This window comes from Psychrobacillus psychrodurans (assembly GCF_050209195.1).
GTDB classification, from domain to species: Bacteria; Bacillota; Bacilli; order Bacillales_A; family Planococcaceae; genus Psychrobacillus; species Psychrobacillus psychrodurans.
Genome location: NZ_CP189791.1, coordinates 2,637,082 through 2,663,022, shown reverse-complemented (window position 1 = coordinate 2,663,022; position 25,941 = coordinate 2,637,082). Strand labels below are relative to the sequence as shown.

The 25,941-nt window shown below is 36.1% G+C and carries 32 protein-coding genes and 1 riboswitch; of the genes, 21 read left to right on the top strand and 11 right to left on the bottom strand.

From position 1 onward, the window contains the following. The first annotated feature begins 69 nt into the window (after positions 1 to 69). Positions 70 to 1,488 carry an o-succinylbenzoate--CoA ligase gene (locus tag ACQCPR_RS12875; protein WP_427137174.1) on the top strand — a complete coding sequence of 473 codons (1,419 nt, stop codon included), beginning with the start codon at positions 70 to 72 and terminating at the stop codon, positions 1,486 to 1,488. Between the two features lie 370 nt (positions 1,489 to 1,858). Here the strand turns inward: ACQCPR_RS12875 and ACQCPR_RS12870 are convergent, their stop codons facing one another. From ACQCPR_RS12870 to ACQCPR_RS12860, 3 genes are all read right to left on the bottom strand, one after another. After that, entirely contained in the window at positions 1,859 to 2,935 is a 1,077-nt protein-coding gene (locus tag ACQCPR_RS12870) for a metal ABC transporter solute-binding protein, Zn/Mn family (RefSeq protein WP_427137173.1), read from the bottom strand. A gap of 102 nt (positions 2,936 to 3,037) precedes the next feature. Then, positions 3,038 to 3,271, bottom strand: a complete 234-nt coding sequence (gene yidD / locus ACQCPR_RS12865; protein WP_090564454.1) for a membrane protein insertion efficiency factor YidD — start codon at positions 3,269 to 3,271, stop codon at positions 3,038 to 3,040. Positions 3,272 to 3,274: 3 nt separating this feature from the next. Further along, on the bottom strand, positions 3,275 to 3,397 hold the full coding sequence (locus tag ACQCPR_RS12860; RefSeq protein ID WP_269915822.1) for a hypothetical protein: 123 nt from the start codon (positions 3,395 to 3,397) through the stop codon (positions 3,275 to 3,277). Positions 3,398 to 3,498: 101 nt separating this feature from the next. Here ACQCPR_RS12860 and ACQCPR_RS12855 point away from each other — a divergent pair, with 101 nt between their 5' ends. From ACQCPR_RS12855 to ACQCPR_RS12820, 8 genes are all read left to right on the top strand, one after another. Beyond that, on the top strand, positions 3,499 to 3,957 hold the full coding sequence (locus ACQCPR_RS12855) for a Dps family protein (protein ID WP_427137172.1): 459 nt from the start codon (positions 3,499 to 3,501) through the stop codon (positions 3,955 to 3,957). A 61-nt stretch (positions 3,958 to 4,018) separates the two neighbouring features. Then, positions 4,019 to 4,198: a putative motility protein gene (locus ACQCPR_RS12850; RefSeq protein ID WP_427137171.1), complete on the top strand. Its 180-nt coding sequence runs from the start codon at positions 4,019 to 4,021 to the stop codon at positions 4,196 to 4,198. Positions 4,199 to 4,423: 225 nt separating this feature from the next. Continuing rightward, positions 4,424 to 4,759, top strand: a complete 336-nt coding sequence (locus tag ACQCPR_RS12845; RefSeq protein WP_090564448.1) for a hypothetical protein — start codon at positions 4,424 to 4,426, stop codon at positions 4,757 to 4,759. Continuing rightward, positions 4,756 to 4,917: a hypothetical protein gene (locus ACQCPR_RS12840; protein ID WP_241597118.1), complete on the top strand. Its 162-nt coding sequence runs from the start codon at positions 4,756 to 4,758 to the stop codon at positions 4,915 to 4,917. The genes ACQCPR_RS12845 and ACQCPR_RS12840 overlap by 4 nt, the downstream gene beginning before the upstream one ends. A gap of 304 nt (positions 4,918 to 5,221) precedes the next feature. Then, positions 5,222 to 5,695: an NUDIX domain-containing protein gene (locus ACQCPR_RS12835; protein ID WP_090564447.1), complete on the top strand. Its 474-nt coding sequence runs from the start codon at positions 5,222 to 5,224 to the stop codon at positions 5,693 to 5,695. Continuing rightward, positions 5,673 to 6,461 (top strand): alpha/beta hydrolase family protein, encoded by a 789-nt coding sequence (locus tag ACQCPR_RS12830; protein ID WP_090564445.1) that lies wholly within the window; start codon positions 5,673 to 5,675, stop codon positions 6,459 to 6,461. The genes ACQCPR_RS12835 and ACQCPR_RS12830 overlap by 23 nt, the downstream gene beginning before the upstream one ends. Positions 6,462 to 6,463: 2 nt before the next feature. Next, positions 6,464 to 6,913, top strand: coding sequence for a hypothetical protein (locus tag ACQCPR_RS12825; protein ID WP_090564444.1), 450 nt, complete (start codon positions 6,464 to 6,466; stop codon positions 6,911 to 6,913). Positions 6,914 to 7,485: 572 nt separating this feature from the next. After that, the gene (locus ACQCPR_RS12820) at positions 7,486 to 7,812 is read left to right on the top strand and encodes a hypothetical protein (RefSeq protein WP_090564442.1); all 327 of its coding nucleotides are present in this window, start codon (positions 7,486 to 7,488) and stop codon (positions 7,810 to 7,812) included. Positions 7,813 to 7,890: 78 nt separating this feature from the next. Here the strand turns inward: ACQCPR_RS12820 and pckA are convergent, their stop codons facing one another. Then, positions 7,891 to 9,477 (bottom strand): phosphoenolpyruvate carboxykinase (ATP), encoded by a 1,587-nt coding sequence (gene pckA / locus ACQCPR_RS12815; RefSeq protein ID WP_090564440.1) that lies wholly within the window; start codon positions 9,475 to 9,477, stop codon positions 7,891 to 7,893. A 195-nt stretch (positions 9,478 to 9,672) separates the two neighbouring features. Beyond that, positions 9,673 to 9,790, top strand: a riboswitch (SAM riboswitch). Between the two features lie 249 nt (positions 9,791 to 10,039). On the opposite strand from pckA, the gene metK reads away from it, so the two are divergent. Beyond that, complete coding sequence (gene metK, locus ACQCPR_RS12810) at positions 10,040 to 11,236, top strand: methionine adenosyltransferase (RefSeq protein WP_090564438.1); 1,197 nt, start codon at positions 10,040 to 10,042, stop codon at positions 11,234 to 11,236. A gap of 144 nt (positions 11,237 to 11,380) precedes the next feature. On the opposite strand, the gene ACQCPR_RS12805 is transcribed toward metK, so the two are convergent. Then, on the bottom strand, positions 11,381 to 11,893 hold the full coding sequence (locus ACQCPR_RS12805) for a gamma carbonic anhydrase family protein (protein ID WP_090564436.1): 513 nt from the start codon (positions 11,891 to 11,893) through the stop codon (positions 11,381 to 11,383). 109 nt (positions 11,894 to 12,002) lie between these two features. Between ACQCPR_RS12805 and ACQCPR_RS12800 the strand changes: the two genes are divergently transcribed. The 9 genes from ACQCPR_RS12800 (at position 12,003) to ACQCPR_RS12760 (ending at position 19,049) form a co-directional block, all read left to right on the top strand. Next, positions 12,003 to 12,794, top strand: coding sequence for an alpha/beta hydrolase (locus ACQCPR_RS12800; protein ID WP_090564434.1), 792 nt, complete (start codon positions 12,003 to 12,005; stop codon positions 12,792 to 12,794). 156 nt (positions 12,795 to 12,950) lie between these two features. Next, on the top strand, positions 12,951 to 13,373 hold the full coding sequence (locus ACQCPR_RS12795; protein ID WP_090564433.1) for an SRPBCC family protein: 423 nt from the start codon (positions 12,951 to 12,953) through the stop codon (positions 13,371 to 13,373). Beyond that, positions 13,373 to 13,696: an ArsR/SmtB family transcription factor gene (locus ACQCPR_RS12790; protein ID WP_090564431.1), complete on the top strand. Its 324-nt coding sequence runs from the start codon at positions 13,373 to 13,375 to the stop codon at positions 13,694 to 13,696. Before ACQCPR_RS12795 ends, ACQCPR_RS12790 begins: the two co-directional genes overlap by 1 nt. Before the next feature lie 310 nt (positions 13,697 to 14,006). Beyond that, complete coding sequence (locus tag ACQCPR_RS12785) at positions 14,007 to 14,774, top strand: hypothetical protein (RefSeq protein WP_427137170.1); 768 nt, start codon at positions 14,007 to 14,009, stop codon at positions 14,772 to 14,774. Beyond that, on the top strand, positions 14,771 to 15,136 hold the full coding sequence (locus tag ACQCPR_RS12780) for a GntR family transcriptional regulator (protein ID WP_093496178.1): 366 nt from the start codon (positions 14,771 to 14,773) through the stop codon (positions 15,134 to 15,136). Before ACQCPR_RS12785 ends, ACQCPR_RS12780 begins: the two co-directional genes overlap by 4 nt. Then, a complete protein-coding gene (locus ACQCPR_RS12775; protein WP_090564426.1) occupies positions 15,133 to 15,843 on the top strand; it encodes an ABC transporter ATP-binding protein in 711 nt (236 codons plus the stop codon). The genes ACQCPR_RS12780 and ACQCPR_RS12775 overlap by 4 nt, the downstream gene beginning before the upstream one ends. Continuing rightward, complete coding sequence (locus ACQCPR_RS12770; protein ID WP_427137169.1) at positions 15,836 to 16,741, top strand: ABC transporter ATP-binding protein; 906 nt, start codon at positions 15,836 to 15,838, stop codon at positions 16,739 to 16,741. Before ACQCPR_RS12775 ends, ACQCPR_RS12770 begins: the two co-directional genes overlap by 8 nt. Continuing rightward, positions 16,734 to 17,669, top strand: a complete 936-nt coding sequence (locus ACQCPR_RS12765) for an ABC transporter permease (protein WP_090564423.1) — start codon at positions 16,734 to 16,736, stop codon at positions 17,667 to 17,669. Before ACQCPR_RS12770 ends, ACQCPR_RS12765 begins: the two co-directional genes overlap by 8 nt. A 60-nt stretch (positions 17,670 to 17,729) precedes the next feature. Continuing rightward, positions 17,730 to 19,049 carry an NAD-dependent malic enzyme gene (locus tag ACQCPR_RS12760; RefSeq protein WP_090564421.1) on the top strand — a complete coding sequence of 440 codons (1,320 nt, stop codon included), beginning with the start codon at positions 17,730 to 17,732 and terminating at the stop codon, positions 19,047 to 19,049. Between the two features lie 206 nt (positions 19,050 to 19,255). Here ACQCPR_RS12760 and ACQCPR_RS12755 read toward each other — a convergent pair whose 3' ends face one another. From ACQCPR_RS12755 to ACQCPR_RS12740, 4 genes are all read right to left on the bottom strand, one after another. Beyond that, positions 19,256 to 19,798 (bottom strand): isoprenylcysteine carboxyl methyltransferase family protein, encoded by a 543-nt coding sequence (locus ACQCPR_RS12755; RefSeq protein ID WP_090564420.1) that lies wholly within the window; start codon positions 19,796 to 19,798, stop codon positions 19,256 to 19,258. A 1-nt stretch (position 19,799) separates the two neighbouring features. Beyond that, positions 19,800 to 20,882, bottom strand: a complete 1,083-nt coding sequence (locus tag ACQCPR_RS12750) for a type III polyketide synthase (RefSeq protein ID WP_090564418.1) — start codon at positions 20,880 to 20,882, stop codon at positions 19,800 to 19,802. A 500-nt stretch (positions 20,883 to 21,382) separates the two neighbouring features. After that, the gene (locus ACQCPR_RS12745) at positions 21,383 to 21,955 is read right to left on the bottom strand and encodes a class I SAM-dependent methyltransferase (protein ID WP_427137168.1); all 573 of its coding nucleotides are present in this window, start codon (positions 21,953 to 21,955) and stop codon (positions 21,383 to 21,385) included. Next, positions 21,952 to 22,911, bottom strand: a complete 960-nt coding sequence (locus tag ACQCPR_RS12740; protein WP_090564414.1) for a TIGR01212 family radical SAM protein — start codon at positions 22,909 to 22,911, stop codon at positions 21,952 to 21,954. Before ACQCPR_RS12740 ends, ACQCPR_RS12745 begins: the two co-directional genes overlap by 4 nt. Positions 22,912 to 23,032: 121 nt before the next feature. Between ACQCPR_RS12740 and ACQCPR_RS12735 the strand changes: the two genes are divergently transcribed. Together ACQCPR_RS12735 and ACQCPR_RS12730 are read left to right on the top strand one after the other, a co-directional pair. Further along, positions 23,033 to 24,217, top strand: a complete 1,185-nt coding sequence (locus tag ACQCPR_RS12735) for an MDR family MFS transporter (protein ID WP_427137167.1) — start codon at positions 23,033 to 23,035, stop codon at positions 24,215 to 24,217. Between the two features lie 2 nt (positions 24,218 to 24,219). Beyond that, positions 24,220 to 24,483: a PAS domain-containing protein gene (locus ACQCPR_RS12730; protein ID WP_427137166.1), complete on the top strand. Its 264-nt coding sequence runs from the start codon at positions 24,220 to 24,222 to the stop codon at positions 24,481 to 24,483. Between the two features lie 25 nt (positions 24,484 to 24,508). Here ACQCPR_RS12730 and ACQCPR_RS12725 read toward each other — a convergent pair whose 3' ends face one another. After that, positions 24,509 to 25,372: an IS3 family transposase gene (locus tag ACQCPR_RS12725; protein ID WP_427137165.1), complete on the bottom strand. Its 864-nt coding sequence runs from the start codon at positions 25,370 to 25,372 to the stop codon at positions 24,509 to 24,511. Beyond that, positions 25,336 to 25,899 (bottom strand): transposase, encoded by a 564-nt coding sequence (locus ACQCPR_RS12720; protein ID WP_427137164.1) that lies wholly within the window; start codon positions 25,897 to 25,899, stop codon positions 25,336 to 25,338. The genes ACQCPR_RS12725 and ACQCPR_RS12720 overlap by 37 nt, the downstream gene beginning before the upstream one ends. Positions 25,900 to 25,941 lie beyond the last annotated feature (42 nt).

Here is a 25,941-nt window from a genome sequence, read left to right as displayed (position 1 = left end):
TGTCCTTTATAGGATGGCTTTTTTACATAGGAGATCGACATATGTAAATTAAAATAAAAGGAGTACAAAATGTTTCCTAATTTACTATTAAAACGTGCCCATTTAACACCGGATCGCATTGCGTTACGCTTTATGGGAGAGGTGTGGACATTCGGGCAACTTTATAACGAAGCCAATGAATTTGCAGAGAGACTTCATGCTAAAGGAATTCAACCTGGCATGAGAATAGCTATTTTATCAAGCTCTAATGCAGAACTAGTAATTGCAATACATGGTTGCCTTCAACTTAGCTGTGAATTAGTTATGCTAAATGAACGTTTAAGTGAAGTAGAATTAAATTATCAGCTCCATGATAGTAAACCAGATATTTTACTTGTAGATAATCATGAAAGAATAATTAGCTATAGTCAAAGGTTTTCATTTAATGATATTTATAGTCATGAAAGAAAAGCTTATTCTATAGACAGGGATTGGCCTAAAGAACGTACTATTTCCATTATGTATACATCAGGTACTACAGGAAAACCAAAAGGAGTACGCCAAACGCTAGAAAATCATGTGATGAATGCAACTGGTTCAGCACTCCATTTAGGCGTTCATCCAGACGATTGCTGGCTATGTATAGTACCCTTGTTTCATATAAGTGGATTTTCTATTCTTATGCGATCTGTGTTATATGGAATGAAGGTAAGTCTACATACTAAATTTGATCCAGAAAAAGTAGTAGATGAAATATTAGATGGAGCAGCTACTAGAATGTCTTTAGTTTCGGTTATGCTTCAACGCATTGTATCTATTCTAGAGAATAGAAATCAGCATTTTCCTGATTCATTTCAATCAATGTTAGTTGGTGGGGGTCCCGTTCCTTTATCTTATTTAGAACGAGCGATTGAGCGAAATATTCCAGTACTACAAACGTATGGAATGACCGAAACCTCCTCCCAAACGACGACCTTATCGAGTGAGGATGCTATTCGTAAACTAGGATCAGCCGGAAAACCACTTTTCTTTGCAGATGTTCGCATAGATGGGGAAGAAAAAATGGGAGAAATATGTATTAAGGGACCCCATGTGACAACAGGATATATTGGAGCAGCTGAGTCCAAAAAACCACTAATAGACAGCTGGCTTCATACCGGAGATATTGGTTATTTGGATGAGGAAGGATATTTGTTCGTAGTTGATCGACGCTCAGATTTAATCATATCTGGTGGTGAAAATATTTATCCGGCAGAATTGGAGCAAGCTCTAGTAAAACATCCAGCAGTTGTTGAAGCAGGGGTTACAGGTCGACAGGATGACAAATGGGGACATGTTCCAATAGCATTTGTTGTAGTAACCGAGCAAGTTACAATAGATGAGTTAAAGAATTTTATGGAGACTCAGATTGCATCATACAAGCTTCCAAAGGAATATCACTTTATAGATGCGCTGCCTCGCAATGGAGCAAATAAATTAGTGAGAAGAGAATTATTAAAGCTAATATGATAGTAAAAATATACCATGAATACTGGGTTCATAGGACTTGAAAGATTGACTAATACTACTGATTTCCTTTTCAGGTAAATGCTTTCCGTGAGCTTTTTCTATGTATAGGGAAGTAGCTTTTCACTAGTTATCCAAAAACGTACTTGCCTGTTTCTAGAAGTTGTAGAATGGCGATGGACAGGCAAACGCGAAAAAATTACCGAAAAAAAGGGATGCTTGCTGGTTGTGAATGAAGTCACATCCAACAAGCATCCTTAAAAAATTCACTCGGTAATCAATAAAACAATACGTCTGTCCAAAGCACTTCGGAAACAATAGTAACAAGTATTGCTCTAAAGGAACGGTAAATGAGTTGTATGCTTTTACACTATTAGTTCAAAACGGTTTTCAATGTCTCTAAGTTTTTGTTCATCAATGTAAAATAAGTTTCTTTGTTATTGATATCTTCTTTTGATAATACTCCTAAGTTGTGTAGAACCAAGCTTTCTGCACCAATTTCCTTTTGAATCACTTCTGTTAGTTTGGATGAAACATTTTGCTCAAATAAAATATAGTTTATATTTTTTTCTTCTGCCAAATCAATTAATTTAGTCAGTTCTTTTTGGGATGGTTCATCTTGTGAATTCAGTCCAGCCACTGCTAATTGTTCTAAACCGTATGTGTTTGCTATATAACCAAATGCAGCGTGAGATACAAAGAAGGTTTTATTTGCTGCTGTATGAGCCATTTCTTCAAAATCTGCATCTAGTTTCTGAAGTTCATTAACAAGTTCCTCATAGTTTTTTTCAAAAGTCTCTTGATGTTCAGGTGAAATTTCCACTAAAGAGTCCTTAATAGAAAGTGCAAGGCTTTGACTAATTTTAGGTGAGATCCAAACATGTGGATCTATATCCCCATGATCATGTCCTTCATGGCTGCCATGTTCTTCAGCCGATGCTTCCTCATCCTCGTGATCATGTGACTCCTCAGTAGTAGCATCCTCGTGCTCGTGATCATGTGATTCCTCAGTAGTAGCATCCTCGTGCTCGTGATCGTGTGCTTCCTCAGTAGCAGCTTCTTCATGAACATGAAGTGATTCTTCTAATTGTTCATCTGATACTGCATCCACAGTGGCTACCATTTTCACATTTTCCTCTGCTAATGTCTTTTTAGCATTATCGACAAAACCTTCTAAGCCAAGTCCTATGTAAAAAAACAAGTCAGCATCTGCAAGTGCCATCATATCCTTTTGGGTTGGCTCAAATGTATGTTCATTTGCTCCTGCAGGGTAAATAGATGAGACGTTTACAGATTCTCCTCCAATACGTTCAGCAAAGTATTGTAGTGGATACACCGTTGTATATATTTGTACTTTCTGATCTTTAGTTGCAACATTCTCTTCATTGTTTCCACAAGCTGCAAGTAACAATAAAAGAAAAAGAATACTTCCTAAACAAATTCGTTTCAATTTATTCACTCTCCTAAATAGTAATGATTACGTTTTGAAAGAAGATAACTTTATTAGATTACAGGACTTTCGAAAAAAATGCAAGAAAAAATAGCCTTTGTATTATTTTTTTTTCAAAGGCCATTCATCAGGAACGGGATCAATGCCACCTTCATGAAAGGGATGGCATTTAGATATTCTTTTTACAGTTAAAATACTTCCTTTAATTGCCCCGTGTTTTTGAACTGCTTCTACTCCGTAATGGGAGCATGTTGGATAGAAACGGCAACTAGGTGGGGAAAGTGGTGAGATAAACTTTTGATAAAAGCGAAAAATAGATATAATTATATGCTTCATGGATTATTCAGCATCCTTAGGCTTTGGATCAATTTTCGAAGGCTTGTCATTCATAGCTAGCTTGTACAAAAAAGAAAAGCCAAAAATACTTAGTATTATTGCTGCACCTAATATCCAAAATACCATTATTGCTCACTCCAATTAACTTATCGTTATGTTTATTGTATGAAAATTAGAGGTATATTGAAAGAGAAAGCAACTAAAATTAAAGGGAGAGTGACAAATTTATGTCAGCAGCACTTAATAAAGAATTAAATAAACAAGTAGCAACATGGTCGGTTTTGTACACTAAATTACATAATTTCCATTGGTATGTAAAGGGACCGTCATTTTTTACTTTACACGCCAAATTCGAAGAGTTATATAACGAAGCTACACTTAATATGGATGAAATTGCAGAGCGTTTATTAACACTAGGAGGCAAACCAGCTGCCACATTAACAGAACACTTGGAGTTATCAGAAGTAAAAGAAGCATCCAGTAAAGAAACAGCTGACCAGATGGTACAATCTGTTGTAGATGACTTTGATAAAATTATGAAATCTCTTAAAAAAGGGATGGAAGAAGCTGCAAAAGATGAAGATGATATGACGGAAGATGTACTAAATGCAATTTACCAAAAAACAGAAAAACATCAATGGATGTTAAATGCATTTTTAGGAGATACCAATTCGACCAAAAAATAATAATCGCTTCATAATAATCTAGGTTAACCGATATAAAGAATGTTATGAAGGAGGAATTTCTATGGACATAAACTCCATTATTTCATCTAATTTACTTCAGTTGCAACAAACTGTTCAAATGAGTGTTTTGCAAAATGCTATGAACATGGAAACTGTTGCTGCGGTAAAATTGTTAGAAGACATGCCTCAAACAGCTGCTCCACATCCTTATAAAGGTTCGGCTGTAGATATTCAAGGGTAATAAGAACAGCGGTAGCGCCTAACGTTAGCCCTAAAAGTATTAAAAGAGTGACAGTAGGGGTTTTCATTGTCTTTGTCTGTCCATTCTAAAACGACTCGAGGGGCTAGGCGTTAGAGCTTAGACAGAAACTGATTAAAAGGTATATTATTTATAACCCAAAAACATGCGCTATTTGTGCATGTTTTTTTATTTTTTGCTCAAACTCTTATAAAAGGATGTGTGAAAATGACCTTGTACAAAGTGTATATCTCCGTAAAAAGTCAGCAAGTATATGCTTATCCCGATGAATCTCAGTGGGAATTTGAAGTAACTGCAACTAGGAATGAAATAAAAGTATTTGAAAGACTTTTTTATCAATTGAAAAATGTGCAAAGCAGAAATTTTCTACGAGCACATGAACCAATGTCTGTAAAGCCGTATCATGTGGACGGAGAAAATGATCAATATGATAGAAGGCTAAAAAAAGTGTATGCATGGATTCATGAATTCACTTCGGAAGAGAGTAAACGATTTATAGAACAGCTACCTTATTTTCAAAGAAGAATGGAGGTTCAACTATGAGTAAGAATTTAAATAGAAAAGGAAATGAAAACCCTGTAACTTATCGAAATGTTAGTTCACTTCTCAATCAGTCACCACAAGATAAATCAAAGCAGAATATTGCACAAAATAGAGAAGAAGGTAATGAAGATTACAAAATGGGACCTCCCAAAGAATAGCTATGATTGGTTCTTCGTGAGCTTTCTTTATAAATATCCAAAAACGCACTAACCTTTTTCAATAAGTTGTGGGAGAAAGATGGACAGATAAATGCCATAAGACTACCGAAAAAAGATGCTGGTTGGTTGTGAAGTCCGTCACAACCACCAGCATCTCTAAAAATTCACAAGGTAATAAATATTCCAACAAGCCCTGCTCAAAACAATAGGAACAGGTTTTGAATGTAAGGAACCAGGCGTCTACTTGCCTGGTTTTTCTTATGTATATGGTAATATTTAAAGAAAAACAAGGGGGAATCAGAAAATGATTTCTTTCGAAGATTTAAATGGATTTCAAGTACGGCTATCCTTTCAACAAGGAAGCTTTTCTATTGAATCTAAGCATGTATTAGTTTTAGCAAAGCATAATGGAAAATGGTTGTTAACGAAGCATCCAAAAAGAGGATTGGAGTTTCCTGGTGGTAAATTAGAGAAAGGGGAAACTTTAGTTGAAGCAGCGATTAGAGAAACAAAAGAAGAAACAAATGTAGATATAGTAAATCTAGAATGGCTTGCTGAATATATGGTATTAGATAATATCCCTTTTTGTAAAACTGTTTATATAGCAAAAGTTGGGTATATTAATGAGGAGCGGACAAGCTTTGAGACAGAAGGAGCTATCTGGTTATCCTCGGAAGAACTTACTCATAGTGAATATTTAAGCTTCCATATGAAAGATGATGGAATGAAAGCCATTTTAAAGAAGGTGAAAGAAATTGAAAATAAATGGAACGATTGAAAAGGTTCGCACTTATCCATCTCCAAACCCTCATATCATATTGAGCGAAATTACATATTGGTCCTGTGGTCTTCGAGTAAAAGGAATGTTAGCAGTACCAAAAGAGCCAGGAAACTATGATGGAATTTTATATTGTCGAGGAGGCATGCAAAGTATCGGTATGGTTCGACCTGCACGAATTGCACAAATCGCCTCTGAGGGATTTGTAATATTTGCGCCATATTATCGAGGTAATCGTGGTGGTGAAGGAAGGGATGAATTTGCTGGAGAAGATCGCTGGGATGCTGTTTACGGAGTAGAAGTATTAAAGCGATATTGCATACCAGAGCGGATTCACTTATTTGCATTTTCTCGGGGTGGTATCATGGGCTTATGGATTGCTATTCTACGCAATGATATTACATCCTTAGTTACATGGGCTGGTGTTTCTGATATTTATTTAACATACGAAGAAAGATTAGATATGAGAAAAATGATGAAACGTGTAATCGGAGGTACTCCTACTAAATTCCCATTAGGGTATGAGCAGCGAGATGTATTACCTCGTATAGAGGAGACGAACGTGCCCACTCTTATAATACATGGTGAACGAGATAATAATGTATCTTTTGAGCATGCAAAGGTTTTAGAGCAAGCATTAATAGGGAATAGTATACCAGTTGAAACCTGGTATTATCCAGAATTCACACATTTTTTTCCAAGCAAAATAAATAGACGTGTAGTAAAAGATGCATGTCAATGGATGAAAAATCAGAGAGGGGTTTAAAAATGGGCAATGTTGTAGTAACAACTGAGGCAATGAGTGTAGAAGGGAAATCTTCGTTTCCTGTAGATACTAGTTTTTGGGAGGATTTGTGGGATCAATACACAAATGAATTCGAAGAAGTGGTGATCCATTGTTGGATGGAGGAACTAGACATTTTAGAAGAATTAAACTCTCGAGCAGTTTCCGTTCAAACGGAAGGACTAATGAAAGTGTTTACTATTAATCTCACGGATGAAAATAGGCTCTATTTTAGAAATTATTCGGTTGATCCAAAAGGTGGTTTAAAGTGGTTTACGATGTTCTTCCAACAGGATGGAGTTGAACAAATGGAAGTAGGTCACTATGGTTCAGAAATTATTCTATATAAGGTCAATGAAGAGGAAGCAGAGAAGTTTGTAGAAATATTTCCGAAAATAGCTGATAGTGAATATCATGCGACTAATGGTGACTAATGCTAATTATAGGTTACAATTATCTATCTAGAACAATTCCGGTTGAGAGTCAATTCCCCGGTAGTTAACGTAAGTTTATATGTAAGTGGAAATCAGAAACTTTATTGTTTCTGATTTTTTTGTTATAAGTGAGTCAATTTCATAATTAGTTGTTTTATTTAAAAATACAAATGTTTACTTAATATCGTAATATTTATTCGTTTTTTTAAAAGCGATCCCGTTGATTGGAGTGGCAGGCGGCGACTCCAGTGGGATGAGTGAGTCAGATGAGATATTATATCGACCCGCTACTGACGGTGATAGCTCATCACTCACCCCGCGGAAAGCGTCCGCCTAAAGAGGAAATCAGCTTTGTTCTGATTTAACTATATAATATTCTTTATGAAATTGATTCAAGTAACAATAAATTTTATAAGGTGAAAATAATGAAGGCGTTGAATATCTATGATAAGAAGTGATGCTTTTAAAAAGTGGACTAGATCAGTTCAAAAAATGAATCTTTTTAGTTAGGAAATCCGTATTAGAATTAATTAATCAGAAAAATCTTAAAGTTCTAATAGGGGGTAAATTTAATGAATAAAGTTTATATTATTGCAGTTACAGTAGCTATTGAAACACTTTCACTTTGGTTAGTTTCACTTTTCTTTGGATGGAGTTTCATAGATACGATATTTTTAGGGGGACTTGCTATATTTGGGTGTGTTTGGTTATTTCAATTAAACAACAATCAAACAAATAACGAATATAATGCTTTTGCAAAAGGACAGAATGGTCTAGACAACGGGGGTATAATGCCATTTCAGTTTAAGATGACACCTATTACTTTGGGGCTTTTGGCATTTATAGCGGTTAGTTTTTTGGTGACGGTTGTTAAATATTATCCTTATTTTTTAAATTAACAAATTTTAGTAAATGTAAAATACTCAAAATAAAGAGCCCAAATTATTCATTTTGGGCTCTTTTATATTTTAAATTTATTAAGCTAATGGTCCGCCTTTAACGGAAATATCTTCAGATACAGTACCAAACTTTTTAAAGTTTTCACGGAACGACTGAGCTAGCTCAGCTGCTTTTTGATCATATGCAGCTTTATCTGCCCAAGCATTACGAGGTATAAGTACCTCGGAAGGAACACCTTCCACTTGCTTAGGAATAGCTAAGCCGAATACTGTATCTGTTTCTGTATCAGCATTGTTTAGCTTGCCATCAATTGCAGCACGAACCATAGTACGAGTGTATGAAAGCTTCATACGGTTACCTACACCGTATTCTCCACCAGTCCAACCAGTGTTTACTAAGAATACTTGTGCACCGTGCTCGTCAATTTTCTTACCAAGCATTTCTGCATATACCGTTGCATGTAATGGTAAGAATGGTGAACCGAAGCAAGTAGAGAATACTGGTTGTGGCGATGTAACTCCACGTTCAGTTCCAGCAAGTTTAGAAGTAAATCCACTTAAGAAGTGGTACATTGCTTGTTCTTTTGTAAGTTTACTGATTGGAGGCAATACGCCAAATGCATCAGCAGTTAAGAAAATAATTGTATTTGGGTGACCAGCAACAGAAGGCTCTACAATATTTTCGATATATTGAATTGGATAAGCAGCACGAGTATTTTCTGTTAATGAATTATCAGCATAGTTAGCAACGCGTGTTTCGGCATCTACCACTACGTTTTCTAATACTGTTCCAAATGAAATAGCATCCCAAATTTGAGGTTCATTTTCACGAGTTAGGTCGATACATTTTGCATAACAACCACCCTCAATATTAAATACGCCATTATCAGACCAGCCGTGCTCGTCATCACCGATTAATTTACGGCCAGCATCTGCAGAAAGGGTAGTTTTACCTGTACCTGATAAACCAAAGAATAATGCAACGTCCCCGTCATCTCCAACATTTGCAGAGCAGTGCATTGGTAAAATGTCTTGTTCTGGAAGCAAATAGTTCATAATAGAGAATATTGATTTTTTCATCTCACCAGCATATTCAGTACCACCGATTAACACAGTGCGTTTTTCCATGGATACAATGATAAACGTTTCTGTACGGGTACCATCTACAGCAGGATCCGCTTTGAAATTAGGAGCAGAAAGAATAGTGAAGTCTGTTGTATGTGTAGCAAGATCTTCCTGTGTTGGACGGATAAATAACTGATGAGCGAAAAGATTATGCCAAGCGTATTCGTTAATTACTTGAATACCTAGACGTGATTCTTTATCTGCCCCTGCATATCCTTTAAACTCGAAGATTTCGTCTTGTTTGTTTAAGAAGTTAATCATTTTTTTATATAGAGCATCAAAAACGTCAGAAGAAATTGGTTGGTTTACTGAGCCCCAATCGATTTTGTCTTTTGAAATAGCTTCATCTACTATATACTTATCTTGTGGGGAGCGGCCAGTATATTTCCCTGTTTCGGCTTTTACTGCACCAGTAGAAGTTAAAACAGCTTCTCCTCTTGTTGTAGCTTTTTCCACAAGTTGTGGCACTGACAATTGGCTGCTAACGTTATTTCCTGCTAACAATTCTTTCAGTTCACTCACAGTATCGATTGAATTCATCTTGAATATACCATCCTTTTTTTATATTTCCTCTAAAAAAGAGGAAGTTTTTCTAGATATGTGAAATAGTATAACACATTAAAGTAATTAGTCTATACTAATGAAGTTAATATTTTTCTTTTGTGAATAAAATGCAAACAAAAAAATAGTTGACTTCTGCTACGTATTTACGTATGATGATGAATTGAACGGATACTCTTATCCCGAGCTGGTGGAGGGGTCAGGCCCTATGAAACCCGGCAACCTGTAATTGTTTTATTATTACAAAGGTGCCAAACCTGAGACAAGGTGAAATTCCTTGATTTGATAAGAGTGAAAGGTGCTTATGATATTAATACCTTTCCTCATGTGTATTTACGTGAGTGAGAGGTTTTTTTATTTAACATCGCCCTTTATCCTTGTGTGCCAAGTCCGAAACGGCTTCAAGTTAACTTCAATTCACAGCAATTACATTTACTCTTATGTGATGAAAATGCATGAAACATTTTGAATGGCTTGACATGGGAATGAGTACCGTATCAATTCTTGAGAGAAATCTCGCGGGATATAGGAGGAATAATCTATGACGCAACGTCGATTATTTACATCAGAATCAGTAACAGAAGGGCATCCAGATAAAATCTGTGATCAAATCTCTGATGCAATTCTAGATGCAATTTTAGCAGAAGACCCAAATGCTCGTGTAGCTTGCGAAACGAGTGTGACGACAGGACTAGTATTAGTTGCTGGAGAAATTACTACATCTACATACGTAGATATCCCTAAAGTAGTTCGTTCTACTATTAAAGAAATTGGCTATACACGTGCTAAGTATGGCTTTGATGCAGAAACTTCTGCTGTGCTTACTTCAATTGACGAACAATCAGCTGATATCGCGCAAGGTGTGGACCAAGCTTTAGAAGCAAGAGAAGGCTCTATGAGTGATTCTGACATTGATGCAATTGGAGCAGGAGACCAAGGTTTAATGTTCGGCTATGCTTGTAATGAAACACCAGAGCTTATGCCGCTACCTATTAGTTTAGCGCATAAACTATCTCACCGATTAGCACAAGTTCGTAAAGACGAAACTTTAGACTATCTTCGTCCAGACGGAAAAACTCAAGTAACAGTAGAATATGACGAAAACAATAATCCTGTTCATATCGATACAATTGTTATTTCAACACAACATCATCCAGAAATAACTTTAGAACAAATTCAAAAAGATATTAAAGAAGTAGTAATTAATCCAATTGTTCCTACAAATTTAATAGATGAAAATACAAAATACTTTATCAACCCGACTGGACGCTTTGTAATTGGTGGACCACAGGGTGATGCTGGCTTAACAGGACGTAAAATTATTGTAGATACTTACGGTGGTTATGCTCGTCATGGTGGGGGAGCATTCTCTGGTAAAGATCCAACAAAAGTTGACCGTTCTGCTGCTTACGCTGCACGTTATGTTGCTAAAAACATTGTTGCTGCTGGCCTTGCAGATCGTTGTGAAGTACAACTTGCTTATGCAATTGGTGTAGCTAAACCAGTTTCAATTGCTGTAGAAACTTTTGGCACTGGAAAGGTAGAAGAAGTTGAATTAGTTTCATACATTCGTGAACTATTCGATCTTCGTCCAGCAGGAATTATTAAAATGCTAGATCTTCGCCGTCCAATATACAAACAAACAGCTGCATATGGTCACTTTGGTCGTACAGACATTGATGTTCCTTGGGAGAAAACAGATAAAGCTGCAGCGTTAAAAGAAAAAGCTGGATTATAAGTAGTATGAACAAAAAAGGCTTTCCTATAATGGAAAGCCTTTTTTCATACAAATAATAACTATCTAATAATACAGCTAATTTTCGTTTCAGGAGGAATTGAACAGCATATATAGTTTTCTTTTACCAGAAAGATCATTAACAAATTATTTTTGAAGGGATTTATAGTATTGACCTTTTTCTACATATTCCCGGATAATTCTTTGTACATCAGCTTTATCGTCTTCATTTAGCTCACGCACCACTTTTGCTGGGCTGCCTAATGCTAATGAATTTGGAGGTATTTTTTTGCCAGGCGGTACGAGACTTCCAGCTCCGATAAATGCACCATCTCCAATTTCAGCACCATCTAAAATAATCGATCCCATTCCTATTAAAGCTCCTTTACGTATAGTACAACTATGTAAAGTCACCTGGTGTCCGATAGTTACTTCATCTTCAATAATAAGTGGCTTATTTGGACTCTGATGTAAACAGCTTAAATCTTGTATACTTACTTTACTTCCAATAATAGTAGGAGCAACATCCCCTCTAATTACCGTATTAAACCAAATTGTAGTCTCTGGACCGATTGTCACATCACCTGTTATTGTGACATAATCAGCTATAAAAGCAGAGTCGTCTATAGTCGGTGTTTTACCTTTATATGGATAAATCATTTCACATACACTCCTTTTGAAATTAGATTATAATTAATCGTATCAGACATAAAGATTGAAAGAAACCTAATACCATGAAATTGCAAGGAAAGAAAAGAGGTTTGTTTATATGTGGAAATGGGAAACAGAAGGAAAGCCTAAAGCAGTAATAGTTATTGTTCATAGTGCTTATGAGCATCACAGAAGATATGCTTGGTTAATTGAAAAGTTAAGAAGTTCTAACTATCATATTGTAATGGGTGACCTGCCAGGCCATGGAGAATTAAAGAAAACAAAAACTATTCATGATGAATCCTTTGAACAGTATAAGAACTACATTAAGCAAGCGTTGCAAGTTGCAGTTACGTATGATCTTCCAATATTTTTAATGGGACATGGCTTTGGAGCCACTTTACTTATAAAAGTTTTGCGTAAACTAGATATTGAATACGCTGGTGTAATACTAACATCTCCATGGTTACAGCTTCAAAAGCTCCCTTCGAAATGGACCAACACACTAGCAAAGTTATCAGTACCACAGAAAATCAATCATGATATTCACTTAAATGAATTAACGAGAAATTATGAAGTGTTCCAACAATTCGCATCAGATCCCACCTATAGAACCTTCATTTCGACAGAATGGTACAAGGAACTCCAAGCACTAATAAAATCTGTGAATCAATTGACCATCTCCATACCAAATAAACCGATTCTTGTTATGACTGGAGAGCGGGATAAGATTACAGATACAAATGCTGCAGCTAGTTGGTTAAGAAAACAAGAACTTTCTGAATATCAATACAAAGAATGGAAAAATTGCTTCCATGATCTCTATCAAGAACCGGAGCGGGAAGAAATCTTTACATATTCTCAGTCATTTATCAATAATGTACTCACGGACATTGGCTATATTGTTTGAAATTAAAATCCTATCTACTAACTGTAGATGGGGTTTTTCTTATTTTGAGCTAAACAAAAGAATGAGTATATACTAAAAGTTGACATAACACCTTTTGGTTATATATAATATAACACCTAAGGGTTACATAACAAAGTTGAAAAAGGAGCTTTTTTCATGAAAGAAAATTTACCTGATATTACGCAAACAGTTTTAGTAGAGGCACCAATACAAAAAGTATGGAATTATGTTTCAACTGCGGAAGGAATCTCTGCTTGGTTTATGCCAAATGATTTTCAAGCTAGGGAAGGATACGAGTTTACTATACAGTCGCCATTTGGACCATCACCATGTAAGGTGCTTGAGATTGACGAACCACATAAACTATCATTTCAATGGGACACAGATGGTTGGTTTGTTACATTTCTTTTGAAAGAGATTGGTACTCAAACTGAATTCACATTGATTCATGGTGGTTGGAAAGATGGAGAAGCACTAGTTCCAAAAGCTAAAATGTCCGGTGCAGCTGTCCGTGGCACGATGGAACAAGGTTGGGTTGGAATTGTACAAAACAAATTTAAGCAAGTTGTCGAAGTTTAATGGAAGAAGTTGTTAAAAAGGTGGATGTTTTTCAAGCGATTGCTGATCCGACAAGAAGAGATGTCCTTAGACTCTTAGCAAACAAAGAGAGGTCTATTGCCGAAATATCTTCCCATTACGATATGAGCAGAACAGCGATTGTTAAACATCTTAATGTATTAACTGATGCAGGTTTAGTGAATGGTCAAAAGTCAGGCAGAGAAAAAGTGTATCATTTACAACCGGAGCCATTGACGGAAGTAAAGCAGTGGCTCGACTACTATGAACAATTCTGGAATAACAAGCTTTCTAGATTAAAGTTCCTAGTAGAAAATGAAGAGTAAGAATTTAATAGTTAAAATAACCCTGTCAGCGCTACTGATGGGGTTATTTTAACTTGGTCAGAGAAGTTCCTTAACTTCTAAAAGGGCAGGATAATTTTCAGTATGTTTAGCTCAGGGGAGCCAGAGTCCTATTTAATTCTATTTCGGGCTCTAATAGGTGCCGTAAATTTTGATATCCCCCCAAAAAAAGTACATTGGTATTTAAATTAGTTGTAAATAAATGAGCTTTATTATATAGTATTAGTGTAATATATAACTAGTACACGAATACACTATGCTGATGGAGATAACAAAAAAAGGGGATGAAAAATTGAAAGGGTTGTTGTTGAGGGAATGGACTCTTTATAAGTCATGGCTTTTCGGTTCAGCAGTATTTAGTATTGGAGTTATTTTAATTCTTCCAATACTATTGCAAAGGTATTTAATAACAGAGGCAGCCATTCAAGAGATAAGGATGGTTTTAATGTTTTTAATGCTTAGTTTTAGTGTTGTTAATCACTTTGCTCAGTTTAATAAATCATTAAATACCGACAATGGAAAAAAAGATATGTGGCTACATAATCCTCATTCTATGCATACATTGATTGGTGCCAAATTATTATTTAGCTTAGGTATTTATTTTGTTAGTAATATTTTCATCACTACAGCAGGGATATATTTCATGTCAAATGTAATTTTAGGTAGCTTCGCGCAATTTCTTATCCTACAGCTTCTAATATTAGTTGTTATGCTATTTGTCGGTATCTCCGTAAGTATTATATGGTTATTCTTCTGGACAATTTATTTGGAAGGTAAATATTGGATCGGAAAATTATCACTTATTGCTACAGTAGTAATATTCTTTTTAATAGCTAGTTTATTACCGAAACTATTTAGTTTTCTTTCATTTAATAAGGTACTGAACCAAGGTGAAATATCTTTAAAATTCATAGAAGGTTATTTACCTACTATTGCATTAAGCAATTTTATCTTTGATATCGGTTCTATTTATATTGTAGAGGAATTATTTAGCTGGATAATGTTTGTTTTGTTATTTTGGAGTGTTTGTAAGTGGTTGGAGAGGGTGGTTACGAGATGACGCAGGATTTCACTCGTGATAAGCCTATTTATAGTCAACTAGTTGACCTAATTTGTGGAGATATCTTAAAAGGAAACTTACAACCAGGAGGCAAAATGCAATCAGTTCGAGAATATTCATTGGAGGTTGGTGTTAATGTCAACACTGTACAACGTGTATATAAGGAGCTTGAATCGATGGGGCTAACAGATACAAAACGTGGTCAAGGAACATTCATCACAACAGACAAGGCGCGTATTTCGCAGTTACGTGAGGATATGAAAATCGAATTGATCAATCAGTTTCTTCAATCTATTTCTGCATTTGGATTTTCAAAGGAAGAGATTGTACAAAGTTTGCTGAGAAAGGATGGGACTAAATGATTCACTTACAAAATGTCTCATTTAATTATCAGAGGCAGGAGGTTATCCAGGATTTAACACTGACGTTTCCTATTGGACAGATAATAGGTATAGCTGGAGAAAATGGGAGTGGTAAGTCAACGCTGTTGAAAATGATAGCGGGTATACAAAGACCTCGAAAAGGAACTATTACAATTCATAAAGCGTCATTGTCTAGATTAAATGCAGTGGACGTTGCGTATTTACCTGATATGGATTTGTTTTATAGCTTTTATACAGCGAAGGAACTTTTCGCATTCTACGCATCTCAATTCCCTGATTTCTCTGTAGAAAAGGCAATGGAAGTAGCGGAATATTTAGAGGTTAATGTAAATGTGAAGTTGAAAAAGCTTTCAAAAGGCAATCGTGGTCGAGCGAAGATGGCAGCCACCCTTGGTAGAAATACTCCTTACTATGTGATGGATGAACCTTTTTCTGGATTAGATCCAATTGTACGTGAGTCGTTAATAAAGGGGCTCATTCGGTATACGAATGTTGAGACGCAATCAATTATATTATCGACCCACGAATTACATGAAGTCGAACCAATACTTGATCAGCTAATAGTTTTAAAAGATGGTAAAGTAATTGCCCAGGATGAATTAGAAGCAATCCGCTTTAACACAAATCAGGATGCAGTAAGCTGGATGAAAAATGTAACGAAAGAGAAGGTGACAGTAAATGAGTAAGCCAATTGTTCAATTAAAGAATATTACCAAAATTATTAGAGGAAAAACACTTATCGATAATATGTCCCTAGAGTTATTTCCTGGTCAAATAACTGGATTTTTAGGTCCAAATGGTGCTGGTAAAACTACTACTATCCGTTTAATGACAGGTCTAATGCATCTTACAAGCGGGACTATTACTATTGAAGGTGCATCTATTGCAGATGATTATGAAAAGGCAATTGCTAATGTAGGGGTTATCGTTGAAAATCCGGAAATGTATAAGTATATGTCTGGCTATAAGAACTTGCTTCATTTTTCCAGAATGCATAATGGTGTAACAAAGGCAAGGATAGATGAGGTGATTAACCAGGTAGGGCTAACTAAGCGAATCCATGAAAAGGTGTCGACATATTCCTTGGGTATGCGTCAACGATTGGGATTAGCTCAAGCCTTGCTACATGATCCTAAGTTCTTAATATTAGATGAACCAACGAATGGTTTGGATCCAGCTGGAATTCGTGAGTTCCGGACGTATCTTCGCAAAATAGCACAGGAGAATAATGTTTCTATTTTTGTCTCTAGTCATCTTCTATCAGAAATAGAGTTAATGTGTGACCGTGTTGTTGTTATTCAAAATGGTAAGCTGATTGATGAACGGATGATTCAAAGTGATGAAAAGACACGTATGCAACTTAAGGCAGAGCCATCTGGAGTAGTAGAAAACTATCTGAGTTCAAATGGCTATGTATTTACATTTCACGAAGGAGTATTTTTACTCGATTTGAAAGAAGAGAAGGTACCAGTACTGATTAACGAACTTGTTGCCCAACAGGTTCAAATTTTCGCTATTTCAGCAGTGCATGAAACGCTTGAAGAGCAGTTCCTTCAAATGACAGGAGGCGGTCAAATTGTTTAGTTTGATACAAAATGAATGGATGAAATTATGGCATAAAAAAGGTACATGGGCCATTTTAGGTATTCTGCTATTAGTAATTATTGGTGTTGGTGTGTTGGATAAGGTGACTATGGAGGAAGTAGATACTTCCAATTGGAAACAGGAACAACAAGTTCTAATTGATGATGCTAATGCGCAGCTTAAAACTCCTGACTTAGATGAATGGTCTATTCAGATGTATGAGGAGCAAAAGGCGATGGCACAGTATCGCTTAGATAATAATGCAGCACCTCAAGTGAATCAAAGTATGGAAGGAAATATGGCATTTGGTGCATCAATCATGGTGTTAATTACATTGTTAACTGTTATTCCGGGAGCATCCATTGTCTCGCAGGAATTTACAGATGGTACTATTAAGATGCTTTTAACACGACCGGTTTCCCGTTTCAAAATATTAACCTCTAAACTAATAACGATTTTCCTATTCGGTCTTTCATTAATAGTATTAACGATTATTCTCACTACAGCAATTGGATTTATCTTATTTGGAACTGCTACTGGAATTGATTTGACTATTGTTGATGGTGTTGTACAGCAAACAAACACGATATCGGATGTATTCTTAACGTATGTGTACTCCCTAGGGGATTTCACTATGTCTATACTTTTTGCATTCTTTATTGGAACGGTATTTAGTTCACCTTCCATTGCTATAGCTTTATCCATGCTATTTTTAATGATGGGACCAATGATTATACTACTCTTACAAAAGTATATACCTGTGGAATATATCTGGTTAACACATTCAGACTTAACACAGCATCTTACAAAAGAATTTTTTGTTGAAGAAACTACTCTCTCCATGTCTCTAACAGTTCTTGTGATTTATGCCATAGTATTTTTGGCATTAAGCTTTATGACTTTTATAAAAAGAGATGTGAAAGCATAAGTAGGCATTTTATGTTATAATTTGTTGGTTGAAATAGAGAATAGAGTTAGGAGATTTGACATGCAAAACCAACATATAATTCGTAACATCATCGTAGAAACACCTTCAAAACCTGGTAATTTTGCTAAAGTTGCAACTGCAATTGGTATGGCAGAAGGCGACATTGGCGACATTACCACACTTAAAAGTGGAGCGTTAACAACTATTCGAGACATTACAATCACTTGTAAATCGAAAAATCAATTGGATCAAGTGATTTCCAATATTGAGGCGATTGATAATGGTGTGAAAATTCATGCCGTTACTGATGATGTATTAAAAGCGCATGAAGGCGGTAAAATTGCTATGAAGAGCAGACTAGATGTTCGCTCATTACGCGATCTTCAACGTATTTATACACCAGGTGTTGCATCTGTTTGTATGGATATTTTACATAATCCTGAAAAAGCTAACTATTTTACTTCCATTGGTACATCTGTAGCTATCGTAACTGATGGAACGGCTATTTTAGGTCTTGGTAACATTGGACCTGTTGCAGGGATGCCTGTTATGGAAGGAAAAGCAGTGTTGTTAGATCAATTTGTAGGATTAAGTGGAATTCCAATTTTATTAAATACAAGTGATCCTGATGAAATTGTTGAGACAGTCAAGCATATTCATAAAGGATTCGGAGCGATATTACTAGAGGATATCGGATCTCCTCATTGCTTCGAAATTGAAGAAAGACTGAAAGCAGAATTACCAATTCCGGTTATGCATGATGACCAGCACGGTACAGCAGTTGTAGCATTAGCTGCTATATTATCCGCTTGTAAAGCTACAAATGTGGATATTAAAAAAGCAAAAATTGGTCAAATCGGATTGGGTGCAGCAGGTCTAGCTATTTGTCGTATGTTAATGGCATATGGGGTGGAAGAAGTTTATGGTTTAGATCGTCAAGAGGCTGCTCAAGAGCGTTTGCTTAATTATGGCGGTCAAACTTTAGAATCATTGGAAGCAGTAATGGAAAAATGTGATATTATTGTTGCTACAACGGGAGTTTCTGGTCTTATTAAAGCTGAAATGGTTCGTAAAGGACAAATAATATTAGCATTGTCTAACCCAAACCCAGAGATTCTACCATCTGAGGCAATCGCAGCAGGTGCAGCTTTTGCAGCTGATGGACGTTCCGTAAACAATGTTATCGGGTTCCCAGGTATCTTCAAGGGTGCTTTAGATGCAGGAGCAAAAGAGATTACATATCCTATGTTAATCGCTGCGTCTTTAGCAATTGTTAATCACACTAAACCGGGCGAACTCATTCCTAATCCATTGGATCCAACATTGCATCACATAGTAGCTAGAGCAGTAGAAGAATCTGCCAATCAAGGAATTGAGTAGTTAAGAAAAGCGCAAGCTCCCTTTAAGGTTAAAACCTGTTTTTATCTTTTTCGAAGGGCTTAAACAGACTTGTTGCTTACTTTTACCGGGTTATTTTTTGAGAGATGTTGGTCGTGACTGACGTCACGACTAGCATCTCTTTTTTCGGTAATTTACTTGATTTACAGCAGTATTATATACTTTCGTAAATAAAAAGAAGATTTCGGTCAAGATGCCGAAATCTTCTTTTTGAATTTGTCTTCATAATTAGTAGCTTCTATTAATGCTTTTTCTTCCGTAGGAATTCGAACGGAAAGCATAGCAAGATTTAAAAGGGTAAAGGCAATACCTGTAAAATATGCTTGAAACATAAATGGTAATAATAATATCTCTAAACAAACAACTACATAGTTTGGATGCCTCATCAAGGTATAAGGGCCGCTTTTAACGACATTTGCATCAGGTAAAATGATGATTTTAGTATTCCAAAATGAACCTAAAGACGCTAAGCACCAAACACGCAATAATTGAACAAATATAAAGAGTAAGAGAAAGAGAGGGAATAAAGGTGAAATCGCGCGATCAAAAATAAATACTTCTACAATAAGACTTATAAAAAAACAAACATGCATCGTTACCATATAGGGATAGTGAGATGCACCAACTTCATAAGCGCCTTGCGCAAGCATCCTTTTTTCATTGTGTTTAGCGATAGCTACCTCGATAAGTCTCTGAATAATCACTAGTGAGATAAGAACGAAGAACAACAAACTAATCCCTCCAATTTAGTAATACAGCTTCTCCACAAAATCCAGGACCTAATGCTACTAGTAATCCTAATTCTTCGTTTTTACGTTGTACCTTCATAAACTCCTCCAATACAAAAAGTACAGTAGGGGAGGACATATTCCCATGATTTTTTAGTACATCTCGTGAGATATGTGTATGTTCTTCCGTTAATTCCAAAGTTTCTTCATAGGCTTTTAATACTTTTTTTCCTCCTGGATGAGCAACAAAGTTTGCTAATTGATTTTTGTCCACATGCTGTTCACCTAAGAATTCATCTACAAACGGTCCTAACCAAGTAGAAATAATAGAAGGAATACTCTTGGAAAATACAACATGCAATCCATTGTTTTTGATATCCCACCCCATCACATCTTCTGAATCTGGCATCCACTTAGAAGCTGTTGAGATTATGTGGGGAACAGATTTTGTAGTAGCTAGGTTTACATCATCTCCACAAACTAATACACATGCAGCCCCATCAGCAAATAACGATGCGCCGATTAAATTACTCTTCGAAAAGTCATTTGGTTGAAAGGTCAAACTACAGAGTTCTACACAAACTACTAATACTTTTGAGGCTGGATGTGCCTTGCAATAATCGTAGGCTCTACTAATCCCAGATGCACCTCCGGCACAGCCTAACCCCCATAATGGAATACGTTTTGTCCGATCAGAAAAAGGCAAATGATTCATCACTCTCGCATCTATACTTGGAGTGGAAATTCCGGTACTACTAACAAATATTATTGCATCAATCTCACTAGGAAGCAGGGGAGATTCTAAAAAAAACTGGCTATTCAAACATTGTTGAATTACTTCGACACTATATTGTGTAGCCAACTCAATATATAAATTATTACGTTCTTCAAAGCTATGTTCACTTTGGTGCCATTCTAAAGGGACACAAAAATTGCGAGTTTGTATATCCCCATTTTCAAACACTTTTAATAATCTATTTAATTGAGGGATTTTATCTTGAAATAGCTCTTTTGTTAGTTTTTCAATGTTTGATTGTTCTAAAGAATATGGAGGGGTATATGTACTTATGGAAGCGATTTTCGGCATAGTGTCACTCCTTTTAAAAAAGAAAGTATATAAAAATGTCCTGTGTAGAATGGATTTACGGGCTAAAGAACGGATAATCCTATGATTTCCGTTACATATGGACGCTTTCAACGGGCGAGGTCGAGCCTTCTCATACGCTACCTGAAGGGGCTCGACTTTTCTCGCTTATCCCGTTGAAGTCGCACATTCCACTGCAAATAACTAGTGTGTTGTCTTCTATTTTAAGATTTGGTAAAGCTTATCTCATAGATGATAAGATGGGTCCAATTTTATTTTGCTAACACACTATTTGTGATTGCTGTTGAATTAGAAATGCTGTTATTCAAGTGATGGATGCAGACAGTAAAATCTCTTCATACTAGAGTTCAGTTCAACATTACCTTAGTGATGAAATAGTAAGTACTATTGACTTTATTTATCCGTTTACTTCAAGTTGACATGAGTGTTTTTTTCCAGTTTTTCTTATACTTATATTTCCCTTATTCATACTAAATATACAGTTATTTTTGCTCTTTCATCTTTTCGATAGCGATGATAAAGGGCGGGTCATTTTGTTGGTTAAGAAACTGATAGCTTAATACGTGGACAAAGGATTGTGATAAATTCTGCACATAATGGAGAATTGAATCCTTTTCTTCTTTACCACCCTGATGTCCATGGTAAACTACTAAAACTATTATTCCACCAACTTTAAGTAATTGAAGTAATGATTCAATTGCCCGCTGAGTAGAATCTCCTCTAGTAATAATTTCATGATCACTTCCAGGCAAGTAACCCAAGTTAAATATCGCAGCTGAAACTTCCTGCTGGATATAAAAATGTAAATTTTCATGCCCATCTAGAATTATAGTTGCTTTGTCTAACTTATTTGCCTCTTCTAATCTTTTGGTAGTTGCTACGATAGCTTCCTCTTGAACGTCAAATGCATACACATGGCCGTGCTCTCCAACAAGCTCTGTTAAAAACAACGTGTCATGTCCATTTCCTGCTGTTGCATCTACAACTATATCTCCTGATTCAACTGTGGACATTATCAATTGTTTTGCGAAAGGTAAGATTCGTTTTAGTTTCATCTTGAAACACCACTGTTTTCATAATATTTTCCTTGGTAACTCTCTCTTGAAGCAAGCTCTGCATCTATTCCATTTAATACATCCCATTTGTTGACACTCCACATTGGTCCTATCATTAACTCTATTGGACCATCTCCCGTTATTCGCTGCACGACCATCTCAGGGGGTAAAACTTCTAGTTGATCTGCTACAAGCTGGATATAAGAATCACGGTCCATGAACTCAAGCATTCCTTTTTCATACTGTTTAACCATAGGTGTTCCTTTTAATAAATGAAGTAAATGTATTTTAATCCCCTGGACATCAAGCTTGGCTACTTCTCTTGCGGTTTCCATCATCATTTCCCGGTTTTCTAAAGGTAGGCCATTTATTATATGCGTACATATAGGAATTCCATGCTTTCTTAATTTGGTTACCCCTTCTATATAGGAAGGAAAATCGTGAGCACGGTTCACCAAATTGGCAGTTCGCTCGTGAATAGTTTGAAGTCCAAGCTCTATCCATAAAAATGTTCGTTTATTAAGCTCTGCCAAATATTCAACCACATCATCGGGTAAACAATCGGGTCTTGTCGCAATAGACAGTCCTATAACTCCTTCTAAAGCAAGTGCCGCTTCAAATTTCTCTTTTAAAACAGGAAGGGGGGCGTGCGTATTCGTATAAGCTTGGAAATATGCTATGTATTTTCCGTTTTTCCATTTTTCATGCATATTTGTTTTGATTTTTTCGAATTGGACTGGAATGGGGTCTACTTTATCGCCAGCAAAGTCTCCGCTTCCGGCTACACTACAAAAAGTACAACCGCCAAATGCTACTGTCCCATCTCTGTTAGGACAATCAAAACCAGCATCTAAAGCTACTTTAAAAATTTTCATACCGAATATATCTCGTAAATAACGATTCCATGTAAAATATCGTTTCCCATCAGAAGGGAATGGAAATTTATTATCGTTCATATAATTCACTCCTTAACAGGATTATTTTAACACGACTTTGTAAAGTTTTGTCTAATCTTCTTGAAGTGCCTTTTGAAAAGGAATACAATATTCTGAGTGCAATAGAAATGAGGTGTTTAAATTGCCAAAAGCAGTGTGGTTTTTAATAATCGGAATGTTTATCAATACAATGGGAAATTCTTTTTTATGGCCGTTACATACAATATATATGCATAAGCATCTAGGTCAAACGCTCACAATGGCGGGATTCGTGCTTATGATTAATGCGGGAACAGGAGTTATTGGTAATTTACTTGGAGGTTATTTGTTTGACAGAATTGGTGGATATAAATCCATTATGTTTGGAATTATATTATCAATGGCATCACTATTGATGTTAACGTTTTGGCATGGATGGCCAGAATACATATGGTTCGTAGCTATCCTAGGTTTTAGTGGTGGAATAATATTCCCAAGCATGTACGCTTTAGTAGGAAGCGTCTGGCCAGAAGGCGGAAGAAAAGCTTTTAATGCAATTTATCTGGCTCAAAACCTAGGGGTGGCTATTGGTCCTGCCGTTGCAGGCTTAGTTGCTGATCATAATATCAATAATATCTTTCTAGCAAATCTATTAACCTATGTACTATTTCTAATTGTTGCAGGAGTTTATTACCGTAAAATGTCAGTGGCTCCAAATGTAAATGCTTCTGTATTGAAAAACAATAAAAAAATTAAACAAAAAGCACCATTCTATGCAATGATGATTGTATCAATTGGTTACATGCTTACTTGGGTAGCTTATGTACAATGGACTTCCACCATTTCTACACATGTGTTGGATTTAGGTATTACTTTAAAAGAATATAGCTTGCTGTGGACGATTAATGGTGCTCTAATACTAGTAACTCAGCCACTTATTAAGCCAATTATTAGCAGGCTAGAGCATCGAATAAAAACACAGATGATCATTGGAATAGTAATATTCATGGCTTCCTTTGTTGTTGTCTCTTATGCAGAAGATTACACAATGTTTATCGTTGCAATGGTTGTCCTAACACTCGGAGAGGTATTCATCTGGCCAGCTGTACCGACAATAGCTGGACAGTTAGCACCGAAAGGAAGAGAAGGATTTTATCAAGGTATTGTGAACAGTATGGCTACGATAGGAAGAATGATTGGTCCATTTGCTGGAGGAATTTTAGTTGATGTATATGGAATACAGGCAATGTTCTTTGTTTTTACTTTACTTATAGCATTAGCGATAGTTCCTACCCTTCTATATGATCGACCGCTTAAGAAAGTAGAGCTTGAGAAGGATGTGATTTGATTTTGGACAATTTTCAAAAAAACTTACCAACTTCTGTTCTTGCTGAAATTTTAGAAAATGCTTTTCAATGGTTTGTTGTGGTAGATGCAGATTCGAAAATTCTATATATTAATGAAGATTATTGTCGTTTTCTTGAAGTAAAGAGAGAGGAAGCTATAGGTAAACCTGTAGCTGACATTATTGAAAACACGAAAATGCATGAGGTGATTAAATCAGGGATTCCTGATAATGCCTCCCCGCATTATATAAAAGGAACATATAGGTAGTGACCCCTTAAAGTTAGAGTTTTTATTATGCAGCTAATTGGCTGGCATGAGTTCGATATTTTACAGGACTCATGCCGGCTAATTTTTGTTTAATCCGTTCATTGTTATAGTAATTGATGTACGTTTCAATCCTTTGTTTTAACGCATCATAAGACATCAATTCTTCACCGTAATACATTTCTTGTTTGAGTAAGCCAAAGAAGTTTTCCATCGCCGCATTGTCTGCACACGTTGCTTTACGAGACATACTCTGGAATATCTTGTTTCGCTTTAAAGTCTTCACCCAAGTATTGTGTTGATAATGCCATCCTTGATCCGAATGTATCGTTGTACGGTAATTTGCGTGCGCTTTAATAATCGGTATTACCTGCTCTAAAGATGCCATCACAAAGTCAAGTGTAGGACGTTTAGACATACTAAAGCTAATGATTTCACAGTTGTACAAATCCATAATCGGACTTAAATATAGTTTTTCTTCTCCTGTACACTTGAGTTCTGTTACATCTGTCACAAGTTTTTGTAAGGCGTGTGGCGTTTTGAATCGGCGGTTTAAACGGTTTTTTGAGACTTTACCTACTTTGCCTTTATACGATCTATAACGAGATTTACGAACGAATTTCACACACTTTAAATCCATTTCCTTCATGATTCGTTGTACTTTCTTATGATTAATCACATGTCCCTGCGCTTGTAATTCCGCATGGATTCGACGATAACCATATCGTCCTTCATGCTTTTCAAATAGTGCTGAAATCAGTGTTTTCCATTCCTGATCTGAATCTTCATTGTTCATTTGATTGATGTGATAATGATAGGTCGCTTCAGGAATCTCAACGATTTTTAGTACATCTTTTAATCGGAATCCTTCTTGCTTGAGTTCGAATGCCAACGTAGCTTGTACTTTTCGAGATAGGCATCCGGGTTCTCCTGAAAAGCTTTTAACTTTTTTAGATATGCGACCTCAAGGCGAAGAAGCTCGTTTTCACGTTCTAATTCTTCTTCACGAGACATTGTACTTTCTTGTTTGGTAGGTTTGGTTTTGGGTTTTTTAGACATAGGAGGCCGTCCCTTCGCTTTTTCTTGCAGGCCTTCTATCCCTTCTTTTAAAAAAATGCGGCTCCAACTCACTATTAACGCTGGATTATTCATATTAAATTCAATTGCCGTATCTTGATAAGAAGCACCTGTTTGTCTCATAAAGTTTAATACATCGAGCTTGAATTGAACAGAATAAACCTGCTTTGTCTTTTTTCTGGATAAGCCCTCTACCCCAAATTCCTTATAAGCACGTACCCACTTATTGATTTGTGATTTATTTGGAATTTCATATTTCTTCGCTAGTAAACTAAACCCAAGAAGACCATTTTGATATTCTTGTACCACCTGCAATTTAAATTCTTCACTATATTTTGCCATAGAAAAAACACCCCAAAAGTTAGATTTTTTTACTCTAACTTT

Excerpts from the sequence above, each read along its gene's own strand:
- yidD (WP_090564454.1), bottom strand. The coding sequence starts at position 3,271 with ATGAAGCATATAATTATATCTATTTTTCGCTTTTATCAAAAGTTTATC.
- ACQCPR_RS12760 (WP_090564421.1), top strand. The coding sequence starts at position 17,730 with ATGCAAAACCAACATATAATTCGTAACATCATCGTAGAAACACCTTCA.
- ACQCPR_RS12805 (WP_090564436.1), bottom strand. The coding sequence starts at position 11,893 with ATGATTTATCCATATAAAGGTAAAACACCGACTATAGACGACTCTGCT.
- ACQCPR_RS12770 (WP_427137169.1), top strand. The coding sequence starts at position 15,836 with ATGAGTAAGCCAATTGTTCAATTAAAGAATATTACCAAAATTATTAGA.
- metK (WP_090564438.1), top strand. The coding sequence starts at position 10,040 with ATGACGCAACGTCGATTATTTACATCAGAATCAGTAACAGAAGGGCAT.
- ACQCPR_RS12875 (WP_427137174.1), top strand. The coding sequence starts at position 70 with ATGTTTCCTAATTTACTATTAAAACGTGCCCATTTAACACCGGATCGC.
- ACQCPR_RS12820 (WP_090564442.1), top strand. The coding sequence starts at position 7,486 with ATGAATAAAGTTTATATTATTGCAGTTACAGTAGCTATTGAAACACTT.
- ACQCPR_RS12720 (WP_427137164.1), bottom strand. The coding sequence starts at position 25,899 with ATGGCAAAATATAGTGAAGAATTTAAATTGCAGGTGGTACAAGAATAT.
- ACQCPR_RS12790 (WP_090564431.1), top strand. The coding sequence starts at position 13,373 with ATGGAAGAAGTTGTTAAAAAGGTGGATGTTTTTCAAGCGATTGCTGAT.
- ACQCPR_RS12780 (WP_093496178.1), top strand. The coding sequence starts at position 14,771 with ATGACGCAGGATTTCACTCGTGATAAGCCTATTTATAGTCAACTAGTT.
- pckA (WP_090564440.1), bottom strand. The coding sequence starts at position 9,477 with ATGAATTCAATCGATACTGTGAGTGAACTGAAAGAATTGTTAGCAGGA.
- ACQCPR_RS12855 (WP_427137172.1), top strand. The coding sequence starts at position 3,499 with ATGTCAGCAGCACTTAATAAAGAATTAAATAAACAAGTAGCAACATGG.
- ACQCPR_RS12825 (WP_090564444.1), top strand. The coding sequence starts at position 6,464 with ATGGGCAATGTTGTAGTAACAACTGAGGCAATGAGTGTAGAAGGGAAA.
- ACQCPR_RS12795 (WP_090564433.1), top strand. The coding sequence starts at position 12,951 with ATGAAAGAAAATTTACCTGATATTACGCAAACAGTTTTAGTAGAGGCA.
- ACQCPR_RS12800 (WP_090564434.1), top strand. The coding sequence starts at position 12,003 with ATGTGGAAATGGGAAACAGAAGGAAAGCCTAAAGCAGTAATAGTTATT.
- ACQCPR_RS12835 (WP_090564447.1), top strand. The coding sequence starts at position 5,222 with ATGATTTCTTTCGAAGATTTAAATGGATTTCAAGTACGGCTATCCTTT.
- ACQCPR_RS12740 (WP_090564414.1), bottom strand. The coding sequence starts at position 22,911 with ATGAACGATAATAAATTTCCATTCCCTTCTGATGGGAAACGATATTTT.
- ACQCPR_RS12745 (WP_427137168.1), bottom strand. The coding sequence starts at position 21,955 with ATGAAACTAAAACGAATCTTACCTTTCGCAAAACAATTGATAATGTCC.
- ACQCPR_RS12840 (WP_241597118.1), top strand. The coding sequence starts at position 4,756 with ATGAGTAAGAATTTAAATAGAAAAGGAAATGAAAACCCTGTAACTTAT.
- ACQCPR_RS12750 (WP_090564418.1), bottom strand. The coding sequence starts at position 20,882 with ATGCCGAAAATCGCTTCCATAAGTACATATACCCCTCCATATTCTTTA.
- ACQCPR_RS12850 (WP_427137171.1), top strand. The coding sequence starts at position 4,019 with ATGGACATAAACTCCATTATTTCATCTAATTTACTTCAGTTGCAACAA.
- ACQCPR_RS12845 (WP_090564448.1), top strand. The coding sequence starts at position 4,424 with ATGACCTTGTACAAAGTGTATATCTCCGTAAAAAGTCAGCAAGTATAT.
- ACQCPR_RS12775 (WP_090564426.1), top strand. The coding sequence starts at position 15,133 with ATGATTCACTTACAAAATGTCTCATTTAATTATCAGAGGCAGGAGGTT.
- ACQCPR_RS12860 (WP_269915822.1), bottom strand. The coding sequence starts at position 3,397 with ATGGTATTTTGGATATTAGGTGCAGCAATAATACTAAGTATTTTTGGC.